Below are 23423 nucleotides of genomic sequence, written 5' to 3'. Positions count from 1 at the left end.
AAGTCGATGACGAAGTCACGGACACGGATCGTGCCTCAGTCGCGCCGCCCATCATAGGCGGGACACGCCCTACTCCACCGGGTTGATGCCCGCCTTGGTCTTGTAGATGGCGACTATGCGGTTCTTGGATCGTGGCTGCGACAGCCGCCCGGAGGGCGGCGGGCCGTCTATCGGGAACCTGGAGTAATCAGCTGGCCTTGGCCGACTCCTCGGCTCGGCTCGGGTGCTGGTGAGACGGTACGAATCGGTGCCGGTCTCGATGATGGTGCCGTTGAAGGTCAGGCGGCAATTCGGCCACAGCACTAGTAGGACTCCGTTAGGTTGCTCTGGCTCTTGGGTTCGGGCTGGTGGTGGATGTTCTGGACAGGGGGCGGTGGCAGGTGGTGCAGGTGCCGGTCCAGCGGTTCAGCAGGTCCTGGATGGTGTCGAGGATCTGGTAGAGGGTGAGCCCGCTGTATCGGCTTTTGGGGCCAGGCGCTGTTCGGTGAGGAACGCGTGGGCGGCGGTGACCAGGGTGACGTGGTGATGCCACCCCGCCCAGGAACGTCCCTCGAAGTGGTCCAGGCCGAGGCCGTGCTTGAGTTCCCGGTAGTCGTGCTCGATGCGCCAGCGGATCTTCGCCAGCCGGACCAGTTCGGCGAGGGAGAGCGTGTCGGGCAGGTTGGACAGCCAGTAGCCGGTGGGCGCCTCGGCGCCTTCGGGCCATTCGACCAGCAGTGTGACCTCGGGCAGGACACCGTCCCAGCAGTTTTCGTCTGTGGCGACGGCCTGGGCGAGGCGTCGGGACTTGACCCCGGCCGGCCGCACCCGCAGGGACAGGAAATCCGAACGCATCGGTCCGCGGGAGCCTTCCCGCCAGGTCACCTCGGTGAAAGCCTGCCGCCCCTGGTCCGCAACGAGCGCGGCCACCGGGGACGGTTTGTCGCGGTAGCGGGGCTGGGGCTTGCGGCCGTTGCCGGACCAGGGCGGGGCACTGGGCACGGCATCGTGCGGGTGGACGGTCACGTCCGAGCGGATCGCCGCCACGTAGCCGATGCTCCGACGGTCCAGCCCGTCGCGGAAGCCGGCGTTCTGCCCGTAGCCGGCGTCGGCCACCACCACCGGCGGGATGAGACCCCAACCGGCCAGCTCGTCCAGGACATCCAAGGCCAGGCGCCACTTCTCCCGGTGCCCGATCTCCTCAGGGACCCCCGTCTTGCGTCGGCGGACCCAATCGTCCGCCCACTCCTGGGGCACGAACAGGCGCCACTGCAGCGGGCAGGAGGCGGTGTCGGAGACCGCGTGCACGCTCACCGCGACCTGACAGTTGGCCTGCTTGCCCAAGGCTCCGCAGTACTGGGGCGCGACCGCCACCGACATCTTCCCGTCTTTGGGAAACGACACATCGTCCACGGCCCAGGCATCCGGGCCGATCAGCGGCACCATCCGCTCCGCGATCCGCCGCCGCACCGGCACCGGATCCCACGTCGACTGGTTCACGAACTGCTGCAGATTCTGCTCGTTGCCGTCCGGCAGCCGCTCCGCCATCGGCTGGATCGACTTGCGGCGACCGTCCAGCATCAGCCCCCGCAGATAGCAGTCGCTCTTCGCCCGCTGGTCCTTGCGCGGCACCGACGCGAACACATCAGCAACGAACAACGCCAACTTCGCCCGAACACGGTTCACTTCATGTGCGTCCACACACCCACCATGCCGCTGAACACCACCGACGAAAAGACCTAACGGAGTCCTACTAGTCAGGCGTCCCCTCGCGCTCGCTTCCTCGGGCGAGGCTTCGGGCCTGCCCTTCGTGAATGTCGCTTGCCCACTCCCAGCCAGGCTTGGGCGATACGACCCGTGGGTCGCTGGAAACCCGGGCGTCACGTAGGTCCTCCACGTACGCTCGATCCAGTTTGATCCTTGCGCGTATCTCCTCGTCCCTGGCGACGGATCCGTGTCCGGGGATGAGGACATCGACGTCGTCCGCTACGCCCTCGAGCACTCCCAGCCCGACGAGGTAGTCCTCAATCGGGTTGTCGGTGTCGTCGAACATGGGAACGAAGACATCGGAGAGCATGTCGCCGGCGATGAGAACTCGGCGTTCTTCGATCAACAGCGCCGCATGGCCCGGGGCATGCGCCGTATGCTCAATGATCCGCACCTTGGGGCCATCCCAAGGAAGCTGCGCGGTTTCAGCAGGCAGACCAGTGATGAGGCCGTACAAGGCCAGCGGTGTGTCCTCGGCGATTTCCGGTGGCAGCCCCTCGGCGACGCCGGCCTTCCAGTCCGCGTTCGACAACACGTCCTGCATGAAGGCCGCGCAGCGGGCTGTGCCGTAGCGAGGCGCTTCGCCAAGTTCGGCATGCCAGAGCACGTGATCCCAATCAGGATGCGTCGAGAAGCCTGCCACCACGGGCTGGCCCAGCTCACGAAGGTCGTTCGCCAGGCAGGTCATTTCGGCGCCGGTAATCCCGACGTCTACGAGTAGCACGCCGTCCCTGCCATGCACGACAACGGTGTTGTTCTCGAGCAACCCACTCTGGTGGATCAGTACACCCTCGGCGACCTGCTTCAGCAAAGGCCCCTCCCGTTTGAAGACTGCGGCCGCGCCTTGACCGGCACTGGGTCGTTGGTCCTGCTCAAGATCGAACTCCCTGCCCGGTTTGCAGCGTCACCCTGCCGGAGGGTCTGACGCGCATCAACACAACCGGACGGGGGTGTGCGATGACGACCCCCAACGACGAGACCGTCCCCGGAGGCTTCTTCTGTGTTGAGCTTAGAAGCCGTATCTCAACCGATCTTGGAGCGTGTGGTTCGAACAAGCTTCCCACCCGGGTGATCTTCCCGTTGTACGCGCATGAAGACAGGGCCTCTCGGTAGCTCGGGGATGCGAATCTGACCGAGCAGTGCCGGGAGGCCATGGTGTCCTTGTTGTACGTGTCCGAGCCGGTCCAGTTCAACTCGGCTGCTCCATCGTGTGATTGCCTCGCGCATGCGTACGGCAATGCGGCCGATCATCCCGATCGGGTGCGCCGGTATCCGTCGGACATGACGGACGCGGAGTGGGCGGCCGTGCGGCCATTGCTGCCGGTGCCGGCCTGGCGTCAGGGGCACGGGGGACGGGGGACGGCCCGAGGGCTACTGCCACCGTCAGCTGCTGGACGCGATCCGCTACCTGGTCGCGGGCGGGATCTCCTGGCGGGCGATGCCCGCGGACTTCCCTGCCTGGAGCCGGGTCTACGCCTTCTTCCGCCGCTGGCGCGAGCACGGGCTGATCGCCGAGTTCCACGACCGGCTGCGCGGGAAGGTCCGTGAACGCGAAGGCCGCGAGGCCGAACCCACTGCGGGGATCATCGACGCGCAGTCGGTGCGGGCCGCCGCGACGGTGCCGGCCGCCTCACGCGGCTACGACGGCGGAAAGAAGGTGCCGGGCCGCAAGCGGCACATCGTGACCGACACCCTCGGCCTGCTCCTGGTCGTCGCGGTCACCGCTGCGAACATCGGCGACCGGGACGCCGCGGCAGGACTGCTGAAGCGGCTGTGCCGCCTGCACCGCGACATCACCCTCGTCTGGGCCGACGGCGGCTACACCGGCTCCCTCGTCGACTGGTGCCGGGACAAACTCGCCCTGACCTTGGAGATCGTCAAGCGCACCGACAACATGACCGGGTTCGTGGTGCTGCCCAGGCGCTGGGTGGCAGAGCGCACGTTCGCGTGGCTGATGAACTCCCGCCGTCTGGCCCGGGACTACGAGACCCTGCCCGCCACCAGCGAGGCGATGATCCGGTGGTCGATGGTCACACGGATGAGCCGGCGTCTGGCACGGCCCCGGCCCGCCGGCCGACGCTGAATGCCCCCGACGCCTCCAGGAGGAGCCACCCGCGCTCCGCCAGGCGCCTGGCCTTCGACCGCACCCCTCGACCTTCGCCGGCGTCGCCCCAAGGCCCAGCTCCACCGCGATCTCCTTAACTCGAAGCGGCCCGTGACCCATGGACCGCTGCTGTTCCAGCACGCCCAGAATCCGCTGATAGTCGGGCGCCAGAACCGTCACCGGCAGCCCTTCCCGCCAGGGCGGCACCGTCGAGCCCGGCACCGGCGCGAGCGACGGCGCCGCTTTCTCCTCCGCCTCCGTCCCGGTCACGGCAGTGGACTTGGCCGCAGAAACTGCCAGGGCCTCGACCAGTTCCTCCCGCGCGATCACCCGCCGGTCCAGCTCGATCTCCGCGGCCTCCAACACCTCAGCCAACCGCGCGACTTCCTCCCGCAAACCCTCCACCCGCACGCGGGCAGCCGTCTCTCGCTCCTCCAGCATTCCCAGTACCGACGCCACCGCGCACCCCTCAACCATGAAGCGGACACAAGACGTCGCGATGCCTCCCTCAACCCGAGCGAAACCATGCCTGACCAGCAGGAATCAAGGCATCACGTTCGATTGAGACACGGCTTCTGAGCTTGGCGTTTATCCTCGGCGGCCTTGGTGTTCCTTGATTGACTCGGCGCGTTTGACGGTCTTGCCGACGTCGTGGCGTGTGGCCCGGTGCTTGTTTTTCGAGCCGGGAGGCCGTCCCGGGCCCGGCTTGGACGGTTTCGGTGCGGCCGACGGGCGGGCCGCCGTCGCGCGGACGTTGCGAAACCCCCGCCGCACCCGGGCGGGGGTGAGGCGGCGGGGCTCGGCGGGTAGCTCCCAGGGACGGCGCAGGTCTTCGGCGAGGGGGCGGGCGAGGCGGAGCTGGGTGTGGGCGGCAATGACGAGCCAGGTCCACAGGTCGGCGGTGTCCGCGTGGCGGACCTTCGGGGCCGTCCAGCCGAGGGTCTGCTTCATCAGCCGGAAGGTGTGTTCAAGATCGAATCTGCGGAGGAAGGACTGCCACCAGCGGTCCACGTCCGCCGGCGTCGCGGTGGTGGCTGAGCACCACAGCCAGACCGGTTTCGGGTCGCGGTTGCCCGGCAGGCGCTCGACCTTCAGCCGGATCAACGTGCCGTGCAGGACGGGCAGTTCCTCCTTGGCGTGCTCCAGCCAGGGCCCGCGGTGGGCGAGTCGGGGATGCATCCGGTCCCAGGCCATCGCCTCGGCGGTGCCGTAGCGAGTGGTGTCCGTGCTGGTGATGACGTCAGCAGTGTGCCAGCTGTCGGGCTTGGCGAAGGTGAGGACGCCGCCGTGCCGGCGGGGCCGCCCGCCCCTGGGGCCGCAGCGGGTCGGGCCCGGGTCGCGGAGCATGACCCGGTCCGATCGCAGGCGCCCGAGCAGCGTCACCGGCAGGTCGGCCAGGGCGTGGGTGAGGTAGGTGACGTCGTAGCCGGCGTCCATCACGATGAGGATCTCCGGGTCGCCCGGCCGCCAGTGCCCGGCCTGCGTCAACCGCTGGACGACATCGCGCAGTTGGGCGGCGGTGACGAGCGTCGCGTCGTCGGCGGGCCCCAGGCGCACGGCGTCCAGGAGGGCGACCCAGGAGGTGCGGCCGGATTCCAGCGCGGCAACGAAGGAGTACGGCCAGCCGGGCACGAACTGGTCCGTCTTGCGATCGCCGCGTCCGTAGACGTGGCAGAACAGCCGGTCGTCGCTGGTCGGGGCATCGGGACGGAGCCAGTTGCTCACGTCCACGGCCAGCACGATCCGCCCGTCGGCCGCCTTCGGCAGCGGCAGACCGGCCAGCGTGCGGCGCAACCGCGCCGGCTCCGCCCAGCCCCGGTCCAATGCCGCGTACATCGCGCCGTGCCCGCGCCGGTGCTCGACCGCCAGTGACAGCTCAACCAGGGTCTTCACCGGCCCGTCCGCGCACAGCACCGCGTCCGTGAGCTCGAAGAGCGCATCCCCGCGGGCGTAGAAGCATTCGTAGAACTCGACCCGAAAGCGGGACAACACGTCCAACGCCTCGCCCGCGGGCGCATCGACAGACAGACTCATAGACAGCGGCCGTTCTCTTGTGCTTCGTGACTCGACATCTCGAAGCGTGGAGAACGGCCGCCTCCGCTGTCCCGCAAAAAACCGCAGATCAGCAGGTCGAGTGACCTGCGACGTTAAACGCCAAGCTGAGACCAGGGGCAGCCAGCTGGACCAGCGGCCCTGCGGGTCGTAGTAGGTCACCAGGTCGAACAGCCAGACCAGGGCCAGGCCCGCGCAGAGGGAGACCGTGAGGGCGCGCCGGACGGCCGGGGAGAGCGGGGTATCGGGTTCCACGCGGCACAGAGTACGGACGTACGGCCGAGCGGCGGGTCGGACCGCAGGCCGATGCCGGCCACCCCGGACCGGCCCGGCGGCAGAGTACGGACGCGACGGTACGGCGGATCATCGACGGCATGCAGATACTCACCGCTCTCCAAGCGGCCCTGACGGCCCCGCTCGGTCCGGGAGCGGAGAGCCCGTTAGCATCGACACATGTCCTTCCGTCGCGGTCATGACAATATGTTGGGTCTGCCTCGCGATCCGCGAGCCGACGAGTATCCGATGCCGACCGTTCCGTACGGGTGGTACGCCGTCCTCCGCAGCGCCGAACTGCGGCCGGGCCGGGTCGTCAGCCTGCACTACTTCGGACGGGCGCTGATCGCCTTCCGCGGGGTCGATGGGCAAGCGGCCGTGAGGGACGCGCACTGTCCCCATTACGGCGCGCATCTGGGGGTCGGAGGAAAGGTCGTGAACGGGACTGTGGAGTGCCCGTTCCACGGATGGCGCTTTGGTGCGGACGGTCGGTGCGTGAAGGCCCCGTTCGCGGTCCGGACTCCCAAGGTGTCCCTCGGCGGCTTCCCTGTCCGTGAGCACAGCGGGCTCATCTTCGTCCACACAGGGCCGGCCGCGCCCTCGTGGGAGGTGCCGGACATCCCGGAGGCGGGATCCAGGGACTTCGCCGAGCCGATCGACGACACCTGCCGGGCGCGCGTCCATGTCCAGGAGATGCGCGAGAACATCGTCGACGAGTCCCACTTTCACTTCATCCACGGCCAGAGCGAACCCCCCGTCCAGGACTGGAAGGTGGACGGTCCGTTCGCCGAGGTCCGCGGCCGGATCAGCCGGCGCGTCCTCGGCTGGGACATCGACAACACCTTCGACGCCTTCATGTACGGACCCGGTGTGATGGTGGTCCGCACCCACGGGCCCGTTCTTTCGGTCACCGCCGTCGCCCTCTCCACCCCCGTCGACGACCGCACCAGCGAGCTGCGGATGCTGTACTACCTCCGCAAACCGGCGCGGGCCCCCTTCCTGACGCCCGCGCTCAAGCTCGTCTTCCGCGCGGAGGCCCTGGGCGAGGTGCGGGAGGAGGTCCGGATCTGGGACCACAAGATTCACCAGCCGCGTCCGGTCCTGCTTCCGCACGAGAAGGGCATCAGGGCACTGCGCCGCTGGTACGCCCAGTTCTATCCCTCCGGCCTTGCGGCCGCGCCGTCCAGCGATGTCGCCGCCCCCGCCGAGGCCGAGACCAGCGACCGGACGGAGAGCGACGGGGATGCCACGCCGGCATCGCGGGACGCACAGCTGTGCCGCCGGGAACCGAACGACCATCACTGAAGGAGTCCTGCCGCGGTATGCCGACGGCGCCGATCCGGTGAGCCGGTTTGCGCGACACCAGTACCTACTGGTGCGCGCCTGACTCCCGCGAGCTGGTCACGCAGAGGGCAGAGGGCAGAGGGCAGAGCGCGGAGCCGGTTGCCCGGCGGCCACGAGGCTCCGAGAAGGCCGGGCGCGAGTCGCGGCAGCGGTGTATCTGACCGGGAACCGCCCCCCCGCCCCAAAGGGTTCATCGAGAAGGCCATCGAGCTGACCGGCACCCGCTTCACCGCGGAAGACGCCACCGCTTTGCGGAACCTCCACAGCCAGCGGGCCGAGGAGAAGGCGGAGCACGGGGGAGGGAAGCATCCGGGCGATGACGGCGCGCATAACCGTGGGCCTGACCGGCGTTGCCCCCTCACCATTGAGGGCCATGAGCAGGGCGACGCCGAATGCCCCATAAGGTGAACTGCTCTGTGTGGCACGCGAGTTCGAGGTCGTCGACCAGGGGAGAGTCGTGGAGATCAAAAAGGTAGTGATCCGCGAAGAGGAGCGCACGAACCGCAAGCCCGCCGTCATGGAGAAGCGCCCGCCGACCCGCTGACCGGGCGGGAACGTGAGCGTGAGCGGGATATCGAGGGGACGGTGTCGGGGGAGAGTGGTGTGCGCGTACAGCTGGTGACCATGCCGTGGCACCCGATCGATCTGCCCTCTCTCCAAGTGGGCCTGCTGCACCAGCTGTTGCGGCAGGCCCGCCCGGACGACGATGTGCGTGAGTTCCACGGCTCGCTGCGCTGGGCGGAGTTCCTCCTCGAGCGGTCCGACGGGCGGCTGCGCCCCGGTGACTACGAGGCGATCGGCAGTGATTCGATCTTCGACGGCCTCGGTGACTGGGTCTTCTCGGGTGTGCTGTACGAGGACGAGAACTGGGGCGTCGCCCGGCTGAAGGAGTACGCCGCACGTCGCGGCCTCTGCATCGACACCGTCTCCGGCATGCGGGTCCACGCGACCGAGTTCATCGCCGAGTTGGCGCTCGTGTCGCGAGACGTTCGTGCGCGTCCTCTGCACGACCGCCTCAATCCCCCTGCCGGGGAGACGGGGGAGGGGAGTTGATGGCGAGGGCGGCGGGGTAGATCACCTGCTGCCCGTAGCGGGCGCGGGCGCGATCGGCGACGGCTTCGATCGCGAGGGGTTTGTCATCGCCCGCGTCGAGGGTGAGCTGCCGGGTGGCCCGGCCGACGGGCCGAAGGGCGTCCGCGCGCAAGGCGATGCTGCGGACTCGGGCGCGCTGGAGAGCGGGGGAGTCGTACACCGCGTACGCGGTCCGTGCCAGGAGGACGGTGTGCTGAGTGGCTTCGGGCAGGGTCCGGCTGCGGCGGGTGGCACTCAGATCGGCATAGCGGATCGTGCAGGTCACGCCGGTGGCGATCTGTCCGGTGGCGCGGAGGCGGGCACCGAGGTCGTCGGCGAGGGCGAGCAGGGTGCGCCGGTGGGCGGCCGGATCCAGCTCGTCTGTGGGAAAGCGGTGCTCCGTGCTGAGGCTCGCCGGGACCGGGGCGGGGTCGACAACCATGGTGTCGCGGCCCTGGGCGTGCTCGTGGAGGGCGCGGCCGGCGCGGGCACCGAGGAGACGCTGCAGTGTGGGCTGCGGGACGTCGGCGACGTCGCCGACGGTGTGCAGGCCGTACTCGCCGAGGGTGGCGGCCGCCTCCGCGCCCACGCCGGGCAACCCCCGTACGGGCCGGGGCCGCAGGAACGCTGTGATCGCCTCGGGGCAGTCGTCGATGACGGTGCGTCGGCCGGGTGGGGTGAGCGCGCAGGCCATGGAGGCGAGCATCCGGTTGCCCGCACACCCCGCAGAACTGTGCAGGCCGAGGTGGGCGAGTGTGCTCAGCTGGACGAGTTCGGTCAGGCTACGGGCGTCGCGCTTCCAGTAGGGGAGCGCGCCGGTGAGGTCGAGGACGGCCATGTCCGGGTCGATCAGCTGCACCCGGGGCGTGATGTTCACCAGCAGTAGACGCAGCCGCTCGTGAAGGTCGGCGTCGTGGTCGGCCGGGAGGTCGAAGCGGAGCTGGAGAACGCGGCGGGACCCCATGGTGATCACCCTGCGCTTCCTTGGCTGCGGTGGCGCAGCCGTCGCAGGTCCGCCGAGCGGGTACCGGCGGGCTGGAGATCGGCGTACGGGTGGAGTCGGGCACCGGCGGTGCCGTCGGGAAGAGTGCGCTGCGCCGTTGCGGGTTGGGCCGGGGTGGGGGAGGGGGTGGTGCGGCCGAGCAGGTCGAGGGCGGCTTGGGGGCCGTGGTCGCGTCGGGCTGCGGCGACCTCGTCCAGGTCCCAGACCATTTCACCGACGACGGTGCGGCGTGGGCCGCGCGCGGTGACGGTGCCGCGCACCAGCAGCAGTCCGGAGTGGAACACGGTGTGCGCGCAAGCGTCGTGGCTGTCTTCGAAGAAGGCGATGTCGACGAGGCCGGAGCCGTCTTCGAGGGTGACGAGGATGATCCGCTTGCCGGACGGGATCGGTGGCGTCTGGGTGGAGGCCCTCACACCGGCGACCAGCACCTTCTGCCCGGGGATCATGGCGCGCAGGTGCGTGGCATCCGTAGCGCCGAGCTCGGTGAGCAGCCGGAAGTGGTGCTCCATCAGGTGGTGGGTGACGTCGATCTGGGGCGTCTCCAGTTCGGCACTGAGTTTGTCCCGGCTGGTCATCTCGGGCAGGCCGCTGGGCTCGGCGGTCACCAGCTGGCCGCCCAGCGGCAGTTGTCCGTCGGTGGCGGAGCGGGCGCTGAACTGCCGGTGCAGTTCAGCGGCCTGCAGCAGCAGATCCCGTCGTGTGAGGTCGCCGGCGAGCGGGCTGAGTGCGCCGATGCGGGTCAGGCGCTGGGCCAGGGGCAGGGAGGGCCGGGCGCGCTGCCACAGGTCCTGCGGATTGGTGTAGGGCTGGCCGGCGACGAGGCGGGTGGTCTCGGCTTCGCTGATGTCTTTGACGGTGGCGAAGGCCAGCCGCACGCCGAAGCCCTGCTCGCTCCTTTCGACGCTGTGTGCCGCGCAGGAGTGGTCGACGTCCACGGGCAGGATGGGTACGCCGTGGCGGCGGGCGTCGGCCACCAGCACTCTTCGCGGCCACATGCCGGGGTCGTGCTCCAGGAGTCCGGCGTACAGAACGCCGGGAACCGGGCTTTCGGGACCGCGGACTGCAGAGCGGGGACCGCGAAAGCGACAGCATGCGCCCGGCAGAATCCGTACGCGCCGAAGGACGAGACGATCTCCCACACCTCGTCCGGCACGGTCTGGCTGTAGCCGCGCTCGCCGGCCGTGCGGCGCAACCAGGCTTCTACCTTCCCCAGCCGGTCCGGGTCAGCGAGGGCGCGGCGGGCGACGTCGCCGGCAGCCCGGTCACAGCCGGTCATCTTCGCGAGGATCGCGATGATCTGCTGCGCGTTACTGGCGTGAACTCGATGTCGTCGTTGTGCACACCATTGAAACCCCCACACGACCGTGACTACCGTGGCATCTCGGCTTGATCACAATTTCGCCAACGGGGCGGGGAGTTCGGGCGTGGGCACAAGCGGGGCGAGCGGCAGCCGGTTACGGATCCAGGATCAGCACGGGGGCACGTCAAACGCTGGCAGTGAGTGGTCCTTCGTACCGGTCGCACTGTTACGGCAGGCAGGTTTCCCGGTCGCTCTGCTGGACCGGTTCGCCGATGTCCCGGCGGCCGAAGAGGCCGACATCCTGCTCGCCCGTGCCGACGAGGTTCGTAGTCTCGCGCAGGGGACCAAAGCCGCTTTGCGTGAGGCGCGGGTGGGCAGCAAGGGAGACATCTCCTCGGGCGTGGGTATGCTCCGAGCCTTCGGGGATCAGGATCTGGCCCGGCTGCGGGCCGGCCTCGCGCCCTCAACGCTGGAGGTCGTAGAGCGTTACCAGGACGCGGCGCTCGGCCTGGACCGGATGTGGATCGAGTTCGAACGTGACATGACCGAAGGGCTTGCGCGGGCCCGCCACAACGTGACGGAACTCTTCAGGGACCCAGTGCTGAAGCAGGTCTTGCTGCTGTCCAACGATGCGCGTTTCCACGAGTTCGCGGACTGGATCGACAGGGGAAGCGGCGGATCGCCTGGGCGGGTGCGGCGAATGACCGATCTGCTCGCCATGTACCTTCAGCGGGTCACAACAAAGAACGAAACGCATTCCCATTTCGGTCCGTTGGGCGTGGCGCAGTTGTCGACGGGCACGTCTGGTATCTCCTGGGCTGCCGGTCCACTGCGCAGGACCGCCTTCCTCACCCATTGGGCGGGGGAACAGTTGGCCGAGACATTCAGCCGTCGCCCCGGAGCGTTCGAGGAAGTGCGGCCCCGGCGTCGGCCGCTCGCGTTCGCGGAGGGTTCACGCCTCGCGCTGTACGCCTTCGAGTCTGTGACGGGGATGCCCGACGGCTGGCGCTTCGTGGCTGTGGCGACCGCCACCCTCGATGACGACCAACTGTGGTTGTGGCAACGGTGCGATGGTGAGCGCACTGTCGCCCGACTACGTAGAGCCTGGCGCCTGCGGGAAGACGAAGGTGATGCGCCGCTACGGGGGTTCGATGACGTCCTGAACGAATTGATCGAGAAGGACTGGCTGGTCGGTCGCTGGGAGATCCCCATCGGTTGCCCGTATCCGCTACGCGTGTTGACCGAGCATCTGCTGTCCCCAGACGTGCTGCGGACAGCCGACGGCGATCGTGATCTGGAAACGGTGGCACGATTCGAAGCGATGCTGCAGGAGTTCGCCACCGCACCGATGGCAAACCGTGCGGCCCTGCTCACCGGCATGAAGGAACACTTCCAGGATGTCACCGGAGCCGCGGCCAACCGCGCCGGCGGCAGGCACTACGCCGACCGGAGCATCCTGTACGAGGAGGCCCACGGGCCTGTCCGGGATCTGCGTATCGGCCAGGACATCGCCGACCTGATCAGCCGCGAACTCACCATTGTCTACGACCTTGCCTTGCTCACCCCCCGGCTGCGGGTCCGCCGGGAACTGCAGATCCTCGGCCGCTGGGTCGAACGCCGCTTCGGCGCGGAGGTGGACGTCCCGCTGGAGCACTTCTACAACGGGTTCTACGCCGACAGACCGGAACTCGCCCGCGAGTGCGAGGACATCGACCGGGAGATCACGGCCGTGGACCGCGAGATCATCGCGTTGCTCCTCGACGGTTATGAGGAAGGCACGGACGAGGCGGTCGTCGACCGGAAGCGTCTGGAGGAGTTCCTTACTCGTTTCCCGTCCTCACCGCCCGCGCTGTGCAATCCGGACGTCATGATCGCATCCGCGAACGCCGACGCGCTGGCTCGCGGGGACCTTCTGGCAGTCGTGGGCGATTGCCACGGGCTGCGCGAGCTGCTGACTCACTCCAGTTTCGCCCCACTGATCCAAGCCGAGGCACCGGAGCTGCTCGATGAGGTGTATTCCCGATATCAGGACCTGCTCGACAGCGACGAACTCCTGCTCGACCTCGCCCGGGCTCATCCGGACAAGACGGGAGCACAACTGGTCTATCCCTGCCCGGACCTTGAGGTCTACGGCCTCTCAGCCAAGAGCCGGGACCAGGTGCTCCAGCCACAGCAGCTGTACGTCACCGTTCGTGGCGGACGGGCCCAGCTACGCGCGTACGGAACCGAGAAGCGGCTGAAGCTGCTGGCCCCGCTCGCCGGAGGCCCCAGCATCCGTCAGGATCCGCTGTCACCCTTCGCCTTCCCCCGCCACTTCGGCGGCATCGGTCTGGGTGTCGCCGACCACGACCGCCTGCCCCGGATCCGGTGTGGTCGGGTGGTCCTCCAACGGGCCCGTCAGCGGATCCCCGCACAGGCGTTCCGGGGCTGGAGTCCAGGCGTGCACCGGGGGAACGGGGACGCGGCCGAGTTCGCGGCAGGGCGCATGCTCCGGCGTGCTTACGGCCTGCCCGAACAGGGCTTCGTGAAGATTCCGGGCGAGCCCAAGCCTGTTTACGTCGACTGGCAATCGCCACTCCTCGTGCGGCAGGTTTTCCGCCTCGTAAGAAAGGCCGATCTGCCCGTCGAATTCAGTGAGATGTTGCCCTCTCGGGACCAGCTGTGGCTTGAGATCGACGGACAGCGGTTCACGAGCGAGCTGCGTTGCGCTGTCTTCTCACGGCGCGCCGACTGATCTCCTGACGGGCCTGCTGACCCTACAGCTCGGGCTCGCCGACTTCACAGCGGGCAGGCCGGCCTGCCCGCGGACCACCGCGCGTTTCGTTTTCCCTCTCCCTTCTTCCATCCCTTCCCGACTCATCGTCACATCAGTCGCCCAATCGACGTGAGGGACCCTCATGCTCAGGAGCTGCATCGTTCAATTGCCCTTCCCCTCCACACACGACCCCGACCCACTGCTCTCCCAGTACTACGAGGATTACGACCGGACGTTCCGGGACTTCCTCCCCGAGTACTTCATCCCGTCGGACGGATTATGGGAGATACCCTTATGGGTGGCGCACCTGACCGCTCTGCTCAACACCGCGGGCATAGACTCCACCTTCAGCGACCTTTCGAAGGTTCCCGCCGAAGCGGAAGCCTGCTGCGACCCGCTGTTGCACGCGACAGCGCTCGGAGACCTCGTTCTCATCTCACCACTGGCGCAGAACTTCCAGCTCGCCCTCGATATCGCGAAGCGGCTGGAAGCCGCTGGACGGCGCGTTGTTCTCGGCGGCAACATGGCCCCGCTGGCACCGAAGGACGCCGTGCACATCGTGCACCGGGGGCAGCTCGACGCCGACTTCGTGCGCAGGATCGCTGGTCTGGCGGCCGGGTCCGGTGGTGCCATGGAGAAGCCTGTGGAGCGTGGTTTGTCCGCATCGCGCATCACCTGGGCGCCGGACTACCGGCATCTGAACGGCTTCAACGGGAGGGTGCCTCTGCTGAGGCTCAACGCCAGCCACGGCTGCCTCTACGACTGCGCGTTCTGCGGTGACGCCTGGAGCAAGCAGCTCATTCTTGTGGACAGGAACGCCCTGGCCGCCGAGGTGGACGAAATCACTGCCCGGTTCCCCGACACCCGGCTCATCTATATCGGGGACAAAACATTCGGCCAGTCGAGAGAAGCGGTCCAAAACCTCCTGGAGGTGTTCCGTGACCGCCCCGGCTACCGGTTCATCGCGCAGACGCATGTCATGCAGGTGAAGGACTGGGTCGTCGAGGCCATGATCGAACTGGGCGTCGTCGCAGTGGAACTCGGTTTCGAGTCGGCAGACTCTCAGATGCTGAAGCGTCTGGGAAAACTGTCACGCGGCCTGAGCGACTACACCAAGAAGATCCACACCCTAAGCGACGCCGGTCTGAAGGTTGTGCTGAACATGATGGGTGGACTCGACGAGGAGAGCGAGCAGTCACATACCCAGACGATCGAATGGCTGGAGGCGAACAGCTCGGCCCTCTGGTTGTTCAACCTCTACAATTTTGTCCCCTATCCGCTCACTCCCGACTTTCCACGGCTGCGTGAGCGCATTTTCGACTGGGACTTCGCGAACTGGCGGGAAGACGCCTCAGTCGTCTACCGGCCCCAGCACCTGACTCCGGAACGGAGTTGGGAGCTCTTCCAGGAGAAGATCGCCGCCGCCCACCGCATCGTCCGTAACCCGCTGATCTCTGCCCGTGGGGAGAACAAATGACCCAGGAGCTTCCGGACTTCGAAGCACTGCAACACAGCGTGAAGCCTGAGGACTTCGAAACGGACCCACTGCCGGGGTGGGCCGGCGTCGCCACGCTGTTCGGTGCCCCCGTCACCTCGATGTCACAGGTGGACGTCGGCACGGACGGCTGGGTGGTGTCCGGCATTCCCTTCGATGCCACCGCCAGCTCCCGCCCTGGGGCCGCGGAAGGGCCCAGGGCCATCCGTCAGGCGAGTCTCGTGTTCTCCAGCTACCTGACCAGCTTGGGTGAATGGCGGATGTTGGACACACGCAGCGGCCACACCTTCCGCTACCGGGCACCCAAGGTGGCCGACGCCGGTGACCTGCACATCTATCCGACCAACACGGTGCGAACCTTCCAGGCAGTCGCGGCCGAGAGCCGACGGCTCAGCCAGGCTGCGCCGCATCTGATCTTCCTCAACGGTGACCACTCGGCCACTTTCCCGACCTTCGCCGGCTTCCGCGCCGGACGGCTCGACGGCGGAGCGGAGCGGGTGGGGTTCATCAACATCGACCACCACTTCGACTTCGGCAACTGGAGCACTCTGCACGGACCGCTCTACCACGGATCGAACTCACGCCGGATCAGTGAGTTGCCGGGGGTGCGGGCCGAGGACATCGCTTTCGTCGGCGTCGGCGATGTGACGAAGTACGACCAGTTCCGCGGCCTGCTCGAACAAGGCTTCCACGTGGTCCCCGGAGCCCAGATCCTCAAGGAGGGCGCGGCCACAGCACTGCGGCCTGTGATCGAGCAAATGGGCGAGCGGTGTGACACCGTCTACGTGTCACTGGACATCGACGTGCTCGACAGCGCCGTGTCCACCGGAACAGGCCACGTGACCATGGGCGGCATCGACACAGGGGCTCTCCTGGACATCTACGAGGAACTGAGGGCTCTTCCGGTCGGTGCCGTGGACATCGCGGAGGTCGCTCCCCGCTATGACCCGTCCGGCAGCACGGCACAGATCGCCGCTCACTTGCTGTTCAACTTCCTCTTCCGCACCGAGAGCGCCGCGAGCGGACTCGCCCCCTGGTCGGACGCCGGCACCGGTGGCACCCGGGAGGACAGGTGAGGCGCGAACCCGCCCTCACCCGGCGGTTCTCTTCGCCCTGGAACCCATGATGCCCGGCGTAGCGGCGACCCTTGCCGGACCGGTCGACCTGCATCTGCACACCCGACGGTCGGATGGCGACGAAAGCCCCGCCGAAGTGGCGCGGCGCTGTCTCGCCGCCCGATTGCGGGTCGCCTCGGTCACGGACCACAACACCATGGCGGGAATCGCGGAGTTCACCGGGACGGTCGGCCGGTCGATGACGGTGGTGCCCGGCTGCGAGGTTACGGCCCGATGGCGGGGCGAGGAAGTGCACTGCCTTGCCTATTTCATCGATCCCGCCGACCGGCGCTTCCAGCGACAGCTTCAGCGGACGCACGACGCCGACCTGGAATGGTGGCAGGCTTGGGCTGAGCGGGTGCGGCACATCGGAGTGCCACTCACCTGGGAGGACATCGCAGAGCGAATAGGCGGTGACCGGATCGCGTACCCGGGCGACTACCTGGCATTGTTGGCCCAGGCGGCGCGTGACGACCCCCGGTTCGCCGGGTACGGCCCCACGGAATACGAGCGGCTCGCAACGGACTGGTGCCGCCCCGGCCGGCCGCTCCATGTGCCCGAGCCCTGGATGCCCGACATCGTGGACGTTCTTTCCTGGATCGCCGACGCGGGTGGCGTATCGGTGCTCGCCCACCCCGCTCGCGTCCTGGACGTCTCGGACAGGGCGCAGTGCCGAGCACTGCTGAAACCGTTGGTCACCGCCGGGCTGGCTGGGCTCGAAGTGTGGACCAGCTGGCACACCCCGGCCGAGAGCGCAGGGCTGGCCCGGATCTGTGCCGGCCTCGGCTTGGTGGCAACAGCCGGCTCGGACTATCACGGAGTTCGGGTCAAGTCGTGGGTGGCTGATCCCGGGCGGCTGCCCGCGCTCCCGCCGGAACCCATGGCTGTCCTCGACGCTTTGTGCGACCGACGGCCCACCCCACTGAAGCCCAAGGCGGAACTATGACCGCGGTGATCACCCCATCAGACCCCGACTCCCAGTCCGCCGCCGCGAGCCAGCCGTCAGAGGCGGGCCGCGCCTGGACCCTCGTGCCGGTCGTAGTGCTCCGCCAGGCCGGCTATCCGATGGAGTTACTGGATCCGCTCCTCGCCCCGGACGCGGCCGAAGAGGCCATGTCGCTCCTCGACTGCAGGGACCGGCTCGCCGGGCTGGCAGACGAGGTGAAGAAGCTTCTGCGCAGGCATCAGATCACGGGCGGCCAGCAGCTGTCCTCGCGGGCGGGCCAGCTGCGGCCGGCCCCCGAGGCCGAACTCAGCAGGGCGCTCGCCGGCCTGCCCGACGACGCGAGCGCCACGCTGCGTAGCTACCAGGAGGCCGCAACCCGACTCGTGGACCGGTGGGCGGCGTTCGCCGTCTGCCACCGGGAGCGGCTGGCCGCGGCAAGACTCGCGGTGGCCGATACGTTCACCGACCCGTCGATGCGGCAGGTACTCCTGCTATCGAACGACGCTGCCTACCCCGAATTCAGCTCCTGGCTGGACTCCTTCCACGGCGAAGCCGGAGCGCGCACCCGCAAGATGACCGACCTGCTGGCGATGTACCTGCAGCGCATCACGACGAAGAACGAGACACACTCGCACTTCGGACCGATCGCCGTGGGCCGCGTTGTGAGTGAAACCCCGGGCATCGCCTGGGTGTCGCGGCAATCGTTGGAGCGCCGGTCCTACTTCGCCCACTGGGCGGCCGAACGGCTCGCCGTGGCAGCGGGACAGACGCCGGGGCTCGGCGACCATGTACGACCGCGTCGGCGTCCGCTGGCGTTCCTTCGCGACGAACGGATAGACCTGTACGCGTTCACCACCCGGGACGGGCTCGATGTCGACTGGGACTTCCAGCACTTGGGAGGGGCCGAGGTATCGCCGTCGGAGGCGTGGCTGTGGCAGCGCTGCAACGGCGACCGGACGGTCCTGGACCTGCGCACGGAATGGTTGGACCGACACGGACCGCGCCATCAGCCGTTGTTCGACGAGGCGCTTCGGCGACTGGCCGAACGGGAGTGGGTGATCGCCGAGTTCGAGGTTCCGGTCGGTGGATCCCAGCCGCTGGCCGCACTGCGCGACATGCTGCCGGCCGACGTGGAGCCCGCGCGTCAGATCCTGGACGTGATCACACGATTCGAACAGGATCTGGTCCGGTTCTCCGCACTGCCCCTGGCAGAGCGACCGGCGCTGCTCTCTGACGCCAAGCGCCGCTTCGAAAGGGTGACCAGGAGCCCGGCCAACCGGAACAGCGGCCTGCACTACGCGGACCGCAGCATCCTCTTCGAAGAGGCCCACGGCGAACTTCGCGATCTCACCGTAGGGCCGGACATCGCCCGATTCATGACGGACGAATTGTCGATCGTGTACGACACCGTTCTTGCCGGTCCCCGGCTCCGTATGCGACAGGAGACGGCGATCCTCACCCGCTGGGTGACAGACCGATTCGGCACCGGTGCCGAGGTGGACCTGGATCGGCTGTACGCGGACTTCTTCGCCGACCGGGACCGCCTGGCGGCGGAGTGCGCCGTCGTGGACGCCGAACTGGCAAACCTGGACGAGGCGATGACGGGCGCACTGCTGGGTGATGACACAGAGCGGCGGGAGGTCGTCGTCCCACGCGAACGGGTGGAGCAAGTCCTCAGCGCCTACCCGGACTCTCCGGCCGCAGTCTGCAATCCCGACATCCTCTTCGCTGCGACGAGCCAGGAGGCGCTGCGACGGGGTGACTTCACGGCCGTGATCGGTGACTGCCATGCTGTGCGCGAGGTGATCACCCACACCAGCTTCGGCCCGCTGGTCCAGGAAACGGCCCCGCAACTCCTTCCCGAGGTGTACCGCGGTTACCTCTCACTCCTCGACGATGACGAAGTCCTCGTCAACCTGTCGCGAGGGCACCCCGACAAGACGTCGACCCAACTGTGCTACCCGTGCTACGACCTGGAGGTCTACGGCCGGTCCGCGCAGACCCGTGACAGGGTGCTGCAACCGTCGCAGCTGTACGTGGTGGTCCGGGACCGCCGACTCGAACTGCGTGCGCGGGGTGTCGAGGGCAGGCTGCGTCTCATGGCGCCTCCGGCTGGAGGGCCGAGCATCGTCCAGGACCCGCTCTCGCCGTTCTCCTTTCCCCGGCATTTCGGCGGAGTCGGACTGCGGGCCTCAGCGCTGGACCACGTTCCCCGCATCCGCTGCGGACGTGTAGTGCTCCACAGGGAAACCTGGCGGATCCCCACAGCCCGCCTGCGTGGTCTGGCCCTGTCGGGCGACCGGGTGACGGCCGACGACGCCGCTCAATTCCTCGCCATTTGTCGGCTGCGCGCCGAACACGGTCTGCCGCAGCAGGTCTTCGTGAAGGTTCCCGGTGAACCGAAGCCGCTCTACGTCGACTGGGACGCGCCGTTGCTGGTCCGCCAACTGTGTCGGCTGGCCAGGAAGACGGACGGCACGATGGAGATCTCCGAGATGCTGCCCGGCCGCGACCACCGCTGGCTGGAGACAGGCACCGGGCGCTTCACCGCCGAACTCCGGTGCGCGGTGTTCTCCTCCGGGCGGCGGCGTTGACGACAAGCCCGGCCTTCCGTTCCGCCTCCGGGTACCACCGTTTCATCGCCGCGGCGGGCGTTTCAGCGGTCGGCGACGGCATCCGCTTCGCCGCTCTGCCCCTGCTGTCGGCGGCGCTGCTGCGCGACGCCTTCGAGGTATCCGTGATCACCGCCGCCACGACCGTGCCGTGGCTGCTGCTCGGTCTCCCTGCGGGGGCGTACGCAGACCGCTTCGAGCGTCGCCGCCTGATGATCCTCGCGGATCTGCTGCGCGCCGGTGCGCTGATCGCCGCGGCTGCCCTGCTTGCCTGCGGCTGGCTGACGCTCTGGCCACTGCTGGTGATCGCGCTGCTGCTGGGCGTGGGGGAGGTGCTGTTCGATTGCGCCTCCTTCGCTCTGTTGCCCAGCGTGGTCCCCAAGGACCGCCTCGAAGCCGCGAACGGTCGACTGTTCGCCGTCCAGAACCTGGGGCGTGACCTGCTGGGCCACCTCCTGGGCGGCGTGCTCTTCGCGGTCGGCCGGACCGTTCCGCTGCTGCTGGACGCGTTCTCCTTCGTCGTCTCCGCCGCACTGCTGCGGGGCGTGCGCGGGCCACTGCCCGACCGTTCCGGGGCCGAGCTGAGGCTGCTGGCCGAGATCCGGGAGGGGGTCAACCATGTGGTGCGCGACCCGCTGCTCCGCGCCCTCACCGTCACCGCCGGGCTCATCAATGCCGTCTTCCTCGGCCAGGTGGCCGTCTTCGTCATCCTGGTCCGTGACGTACTGGGGCTGCCCTCCGCCGCGTACGGGGTGCTCGTCGCGGCCGGGGCCGCAGGAGGGCTGATCGGAAGCGCAGTCGCGGGCCAGGTGAGCCGCTTGGTCGGCCGGGTTCCCTCTCTGCTCGGCGGGCTGGCTCTGATCGGTGTGGCCGGGCTGGGCGTGGCCGCCACCGACAGTGCCTATGTGGTCGCTGTCGCCTACTCCGCGTCCGGGGCGGGTCTCATGGTGTGGAATGTCGTTGCAGTCTCCATGCGGCAGCGACTCATCCCCGACCGGCTGCTGGGCCGTGCGACGGGCGTGTACCGCCTCTTCGCCTGGGGCACGATGCCCGTCGGCGCACTGTTCTTCGGCGCACTGACCGAGGCGGCAGGTCCCAGGACGGCCTTCGCGGCGGGCGGGGCGGCACTCCTCGTGCTGTCCGTCCTCGTCGCTCCCACCCTACTCAGGAGCGACCGGACAGGTGACGACCGGCAGGCGATCGAGAATACAGACGAAGCCACCGGCAAAAACACAGAAGAGAAGGTAGACGAGAAAACACACGATGAGTGAGCGACTGGACACACTGACCGAGCTCGCCGAGCGCTGGGGAATCGACGCCCCGACGCTTGCGGGCAGTGGGCTGGAGTTCTCCGTCTACCGGGCGCGCAGCCGGGACGGAGACCCTGTGGCCCTCCGGGTGGCCCACAGACGTTTCGATTCCAACGCCAATGACCCCGCCGTGGACACACGTGCGCTACTGGTGCAGGAATACCGGATCACCCGGCATCTGGCCGCTCACGGATTCCCGGTGGCGGAACCTGTGGAACTCTTCCTCTCGGACGATTCATCGTCCCCAGACGTGCTGCTGTCCAGGTACGTCTCCGATGACGGGGCGCCCCTCGACTGTTTCGCTCTGGGGCAACTCCTCGCCCGCCTTCATCTTCTGCCGCCACCGCGCCTGGATCTCGTCGCATCCGAGGGAATGTCCACCCCCGAGGCTGTCGCCACCCGTATCCAGCGCCGGTGGGCCGAAGTGGGCTGTCACGTCATGGACTGGCCGAAGCCGCCGAGTCACGCCCACCTCGTCCGGTTGCTCGCCGGTGTCTCCGGGAACAGTCTCCTGCATCTCGACGTCCGCAGCGACAACACCCGCCGCGAGGACGGCGAGATCACCGCATTGCTGGACTGGTCGAACGCGTTGCCCGGTAGCAGTGCGGTGGAATTCGGACGACTGGCGGAGTACGCACTGTATGCGGAGAACGAACTCGACATGGCGGCTCTGCGAGCGGGTTACGACACCGTTCGCCAGGCCCCACCGGAAGATGGGAAGGAACTGCTCGTCTGCCGACTGGACGCCGCCGTGATGCTAGCGCTCGTTTTCCTCTCGGAGGCCCCTGATCCACAGCGCGGGGCGCCAGCCGCAGAGCACGTTCGCGAGCTGGGTGCCATGGTCGCGGCCCTTGTAGCCTGACCTATATCAGGGAGAGAAAAAAATGGTGAACCTCACCCGAATTTACACAAAGACCGGGGATGATGGAACGACTGCGCTCGGCGATATGAGCAGGGCGAGCAAGACCGACAGCAGAATCGCCGCCTATGCAGATGTGGACGAAGCGAACTCCGCTATCGGCCTCGCCATCGCTGTCGGAGAACTCGACGCGGAGACTTCTGCTCTCCTGTTACGGATTCAGAACGACTTATTCGATGTGGGAGCAGATCTATGCACTCCCCTCGGAGGGGCTGCTGCCCCCAACGCACCCGCGCTGCGAGTTGAGCCCGGGTACATACGGTTCCTGGAGGAGCAGTGCGATCGGCACAATGAGGGGCTTACGAAGCTGCGCAGTTTCATCCTCCCCGGAGGATCACCAGGAGCCTCATACCTGCATTTGGCGCGGACCGTGGTGCGCCGCGCCGAACGCTCGACCTGGATCGCGATCGAGCGGCATGGCGACACAATGAACAAGAGCACCGCCCACTATCTGAACAGACTCTCGGATCTGCTCTTCATTCTGGCTCGCGCGGCCAATTGTGTACAGGGCGACGTCCTATGGCAACCGGGCGCCAATCGGTAACATCATAAGCTGGGAATTTCCCTGGACGCGGTACAGGAGTTCGGTTTCTTTGGGGTGGACTCCGAGTCGATCGGCCAGAGGAACGACCGCCTGGGCCATGCGCTGCCCGAACTCGGTGAGCTGCATGGGCCGGCATTAGGACGCGCGCACTTACAAGTCGTTTCAGAAAGACTTGACTCGCAAGTCTTTTGCTCGGTGATCTTGGTGGGCAGGGTGTCCGGGTGCGTGTTGATCTTGTTCCGGATGACCTGTGGGAGCGCGTGGCTCCGCTCCTGCCGCCCGCTCCTGAGCGGCGCGGCCGCTACCCCGGCCGACTGCGCGTTCCCGACCGGGCGGCACTCGCCGGGGTCATGTTCGTACTGCGGACCGGTGTCGCCTGGCGCGACGTCCCGGCCGAAACGGTCGGCTGTTCCGGGGTGACGCCCCTGGCGCCGGCTTCGGGTGTGGACCGAGGCTGGCGTCTGGCCGCGCCTGCACGCAGCCTTGCCGGCCGAGCTGCGCCGCGCCGACCTGCTGGACCTTGCGCACTGTGCTGTTGACGGCTCGCATGTCCGGGCCCTGAAAGGGGGGATCACGTCGGCCCCTCACCGGTCGACCGCGCCCGTCTCGGTTCCAAGCACCACCTGATAGTCGACGGGCAGGGGATCCCGCTCGCGGTGTCACTGACCGGCGGAAATCGCAACGGTGTCACCCAGCTCCTGCCACTGCTGGACAAGATTCCGGCCGTCGCGGGCAGGGCCGGCAGACCGCGCCGACGGCGGGACGCGCTGCTGGCCGACCGCGGCTACACACCGCCACGCCCAACGGCTTTGTTAGGGACAGTCACGTAATGTC

15 protein-coding genes and 4 pseudogenes are annotated in these 23423 nt (G+C 67.9%); 13 read left to right on the top strand and 6 right to left on the bottom strand.

All coding sequences use genetic code 11. The features are described from left to right. Positions 1–216: 216 nt before the first annotated feature. The 3 genes and pseudogenes from OHA64_RS01960 to OHA64_RS01950 all read right to left on the bottom strand — a co-directional run. Positions 217–285: pseudogene (locus OHA64_RS01960) on the bottom strand (ATPase); the annotation flags it as partial. A 120-nt stretch (positions 286–405) separates the two neighbouring features. Beyond that, on the bottom strand, positions 406–1680 hold the full coding sequence (locus tag OHA64_RS01955) for an IS701 family transposase (protein WP_405606877.1): 1275 nt from the start codon (positions 1678–1680) through the stop codon (positions 406–408). 52 nt (positions 1681–1732) lie between these two features. Continuing rightward, positions 1733–2557: an MBL fold metallo-hydrolase gene (locus OHA64_RS01950; protein WP_405606874.1), complete on the bottom strand. Its 825-nt coding sequence runs from the start codon at positions 2555–2557 to the stop codon at positions 1733–1735. 470 nt (positions 2558–3027) lie between these two features. Here OHA64_RS01950 and OHA64_RS01945 point away from each other — a divergent pair. Continuing rightward, positions 3028–3829 (top strand): annotated as a pseudogene (locus OHA64_RS01945) (IS5 family transposase). 609 nt (positions 3830–4438) lie between these two features. Here the strand turns inward: OHA64_RS01945 and OHA64_RS01940 are convergent. After that, a complete protein-coding gene (locus OHA64_RS01940; RefSeq protein ID WP_405606872.1) occupies positions 4439–5884 on the bottom strand; it encodes an NF041680 family putative transposase in 1446 nt (481 codons plus the stop codon). Positions 5885–6424: 540 nt separating this feature from the next. On the opposite strand from OHA64_RS01940, the gene OHA64_RS01935 reads away from it, so the two are divergent. The 3 genes from OHA64_RS01935 (at position 6425) to OHA64_RS01925 (ending at position 8572) form a co-directional block, all read left to right on the top strand. Further along, complete coding sequence (locus OHA64_RS01935; RefSeq protein ID WP_405606869.1) at positions 6425–7480, top strand: Rieske 2Fe-2S domain-containing protein; 1056 nt, start codon at positions 6425–6427, stop codon at positions 7478–7480. A 457-nt stretch (positions 7481–7937) separates the two neighbouring features. Continuing rightward, the gene (locus tag OHA64_RS01930) at positions 7938–8063 is read left to right on the top strand and encodes a hypothetical protein (RefSeq protein WP_256223277.1); all 126 of its coding nucleotides are present in this window, start codon (positions 7938–7940) and stop codon (positions 8061–8063) included. A gap of 59 nt (positions 8064–8122) precedes the next feature. Continuing rightward, the gene (locus OHA64_RS01925) at positions 8123–8572 is read left to right on the top strand and encodes a hypothetical protein (RefSeq protein ID WP_405606865.1); all 450 of its coding nucleotides are present in this window, start codon (positions 8123–8125) and stop codon (positions 8570–8572) included. Here the strand turns inward: OHA64_RS01925 and OHA64_RS01920 are convergent. Then, positions 8535–9554: a DNA polymerase thumb domain-containing protein gene (locus OHA64_RS01920; protein WP_405623812.1), complete on the bottom strand. Its 1020-nt coding sequence runs from the start codon at positions 9552–9554 to the stop codon at positions 8535–8537. The genes OHA64_RS01925 and OHA64_RS01920 overlap by 38 nt on opposite strands. 5 nt (positions 9555–9559) lie before the next feature. Next, positions 9560–10896, bottom strand: a pseudogene (locus tag OHA64_RS01915) (DNA polymerase III subunit alpha); the annotation flags it as partial. 121 nt (positions 10897–11017) lie between these two features. Here OHA64_RS01915 and OHA64_RS01910 point away from each other — a divergent pair. The 9 genes and pseudogenes from OHA64_RS01910 to OHA64_RS01870 all read left to right on the top strand — a co-directional run. Then, positions 11018–13627 (top strand): lantibiotic dehydratase, encoded by a 2610-nt coding sequence (locus OHA64_RS01910; protein WP_405606863.1) that lies wholly within the window; start codon positions 11018–11020, stop codon positions 13625–13627. A gap of 319 nt (positions 13628–13946) precedes the next feature. Further along, the gene (locus OHA64_RS01905; RefSeq protein WP_405606862.1) at positions 13947–15125 is read left to right on the top strand and encodes a B12-binding domain-containing radical SAM protein; all 1179 of its coding nucleotides are present in this window, start codon (positions 13947–13949) and stop codon (positions 15123–15125) included. Then, positions 15122–16219: an arginase family protein gene (locus OHA64_RS01900; RefSeq protein WP_405606860.1), complete on the top strand. Its 1098-nt coding sequence runs from the start codon at positions 15122–15124 to the stop codon at positions 16217–16219. The genes OHA64_RS01905 and OHA64_RS01900 overlap by 4 nt, the downstream gene beginning before the upstream one ends. A 46-nt stretch (positions 16220–16265) precedes the next feature. Beyond that, a complete protein-coding gene (locus tag OHA64_RS01895; protein WP_405606858.1) occupies positions 16266–17204 on the top strand; it encodes a PHP domain-containing protein in 939 nt (312 codons plus the stop codon). Next, a complete protein-coding gene (locus OHA64_RS01890) occupies positions 17201–19798 on the top strand; it encodes a lantibiotic dehydratase (protein WP_405606856.1) in 2598 nt (865 codons plus the stop codon). Before OHA64_RS01895 ends, OHA64_RS01890 begins: the two co-directional genes overlap by 4 nt. Then, positions 19795–21087 carry an MFS transporter gene (locus OHA64_RS01885; protein ID WP_405606855.1) on the top strand — a complete coding sequence of 431 codons (1293 nt, stop codon included), beginning with the start codon at positions 19795–19797 and terminating at the stop codon, positions 21085–21087. Before OHA64_RS01890 ends, OHA64_RS01885 begins: the two co-directional genes overlap by 4 nt. Next, positions 21080–21988, top strand: coding sequence for a phosphotransferase enzyme family protein (locus tag OHA64_RS01880; protein ID WP_405606853.1), 909 nt, complete (start codon positions 21080–21082; stop codon positions 21986–21988). The genes OHA64_RS01885 and OHA64_RS01880 overlap by 8 nt, the downstream gene beginning before the upstream one ends. A gap of 22 nt (positions 21989–22010) precedes the next feature. After that, the gene (locus tag OHA64_RS01875; RefSeq protein WP_405606851.1) at positions 22011–22589 is read left to right on the top strand and encodes a cob(I)yrinic acid a,c-diamide adenosyltransferase; all 579 of its coding nucleotides are present in this window, start codon (positions 22011–22013) and stop codon (positions 22587–22589) included. A 221-nt stretch (positions 22590–22810) separates the two neighbouring features. Then, a pseudogene (locus OHA64_RS01870) lies at positions 22811–23377 on the top strand (IS5 family transposase); the annotation flags it as partial. Positions 23378–23423: the final 46 nt, after the last annotated feature.

This window comes from Streptomyces sp. NBC_00076 (assembly GCF_045041235.1).
Taxonomy (GTDB): Bacteria; Actinomycetota; Actinomycetes; order Streptomycetales; family Streptomycetaceae; genus Streptomyces.
The sequence above is the reverse complement of the archived record's forward strand: the minus strand, read 5'-3'. Positions and strand labels throughout refer to the sequence as shown.

What these genes read in the sequence shown, in the direction of transcription:
- OHA64_RS01880 (WP_405606853.1), top strand. Translation starts at nt 21,080, where the DNA reads ATGAGTGAGCGACTGGACACACTGACCGAGCTCGCCGAGCGCTGGGGA.
- OHA64_RS01900 (WP_405606860.1), top strand. Translation starts at nt 15,122, where the DNA reads ATGACCCAGGAGCTTCCGGACTTCGAAGCACTGCAACACAGCGTGAAG.
- OHA64_RS01935 (WP_405606869.1), top strand. Translation starts at nt 6,425, where the DNA reads ATGCCGACCGTTCCGTACGGGTGGTACGCCGTCCTCCGCAGCGCCGAA.
- OHA64_RS01890 (WP_405606856.1), top strand. Translation starts at nt 17,201, where the DNA reads ATGACCGCGGTGATCACCCCATCAGACCCCGACTCCCAGTCCGCCGCC.
- OHA64_RS01940 (WP_405606872.1), bottom strand. Translation starts at nt 5,884, where the DNA reads ATGAGTCTGTCTGTCGATGCGCCCGCGGGCGAGGCGTTGGACGTGTTG.
- OHA64_RS01920 (WP_405623812.1), bottom strand. Translation starts at nt 9,554, where the DNA reads ATGGGGTCCCGCCGCGTTCTCCAGCTCCGCTTCGACCTCCCGGCCGAC.
- OHA64_RS01875 (WP_405606851.1), top strand. Translation starts at nt 22,011, where the DNA reads ATGGTGAACCTCACCCGAATTTACACAAAGACCGGGGATGATGGAACG.
- OHA64_RS01895 (WP_405606858.1), top strand. Translation starts at nt 16,266, where the DNA reads ATGATGCCCGGCGTAGCGGCGACCCTTGCCGGACCGGTCGACCTGCAT.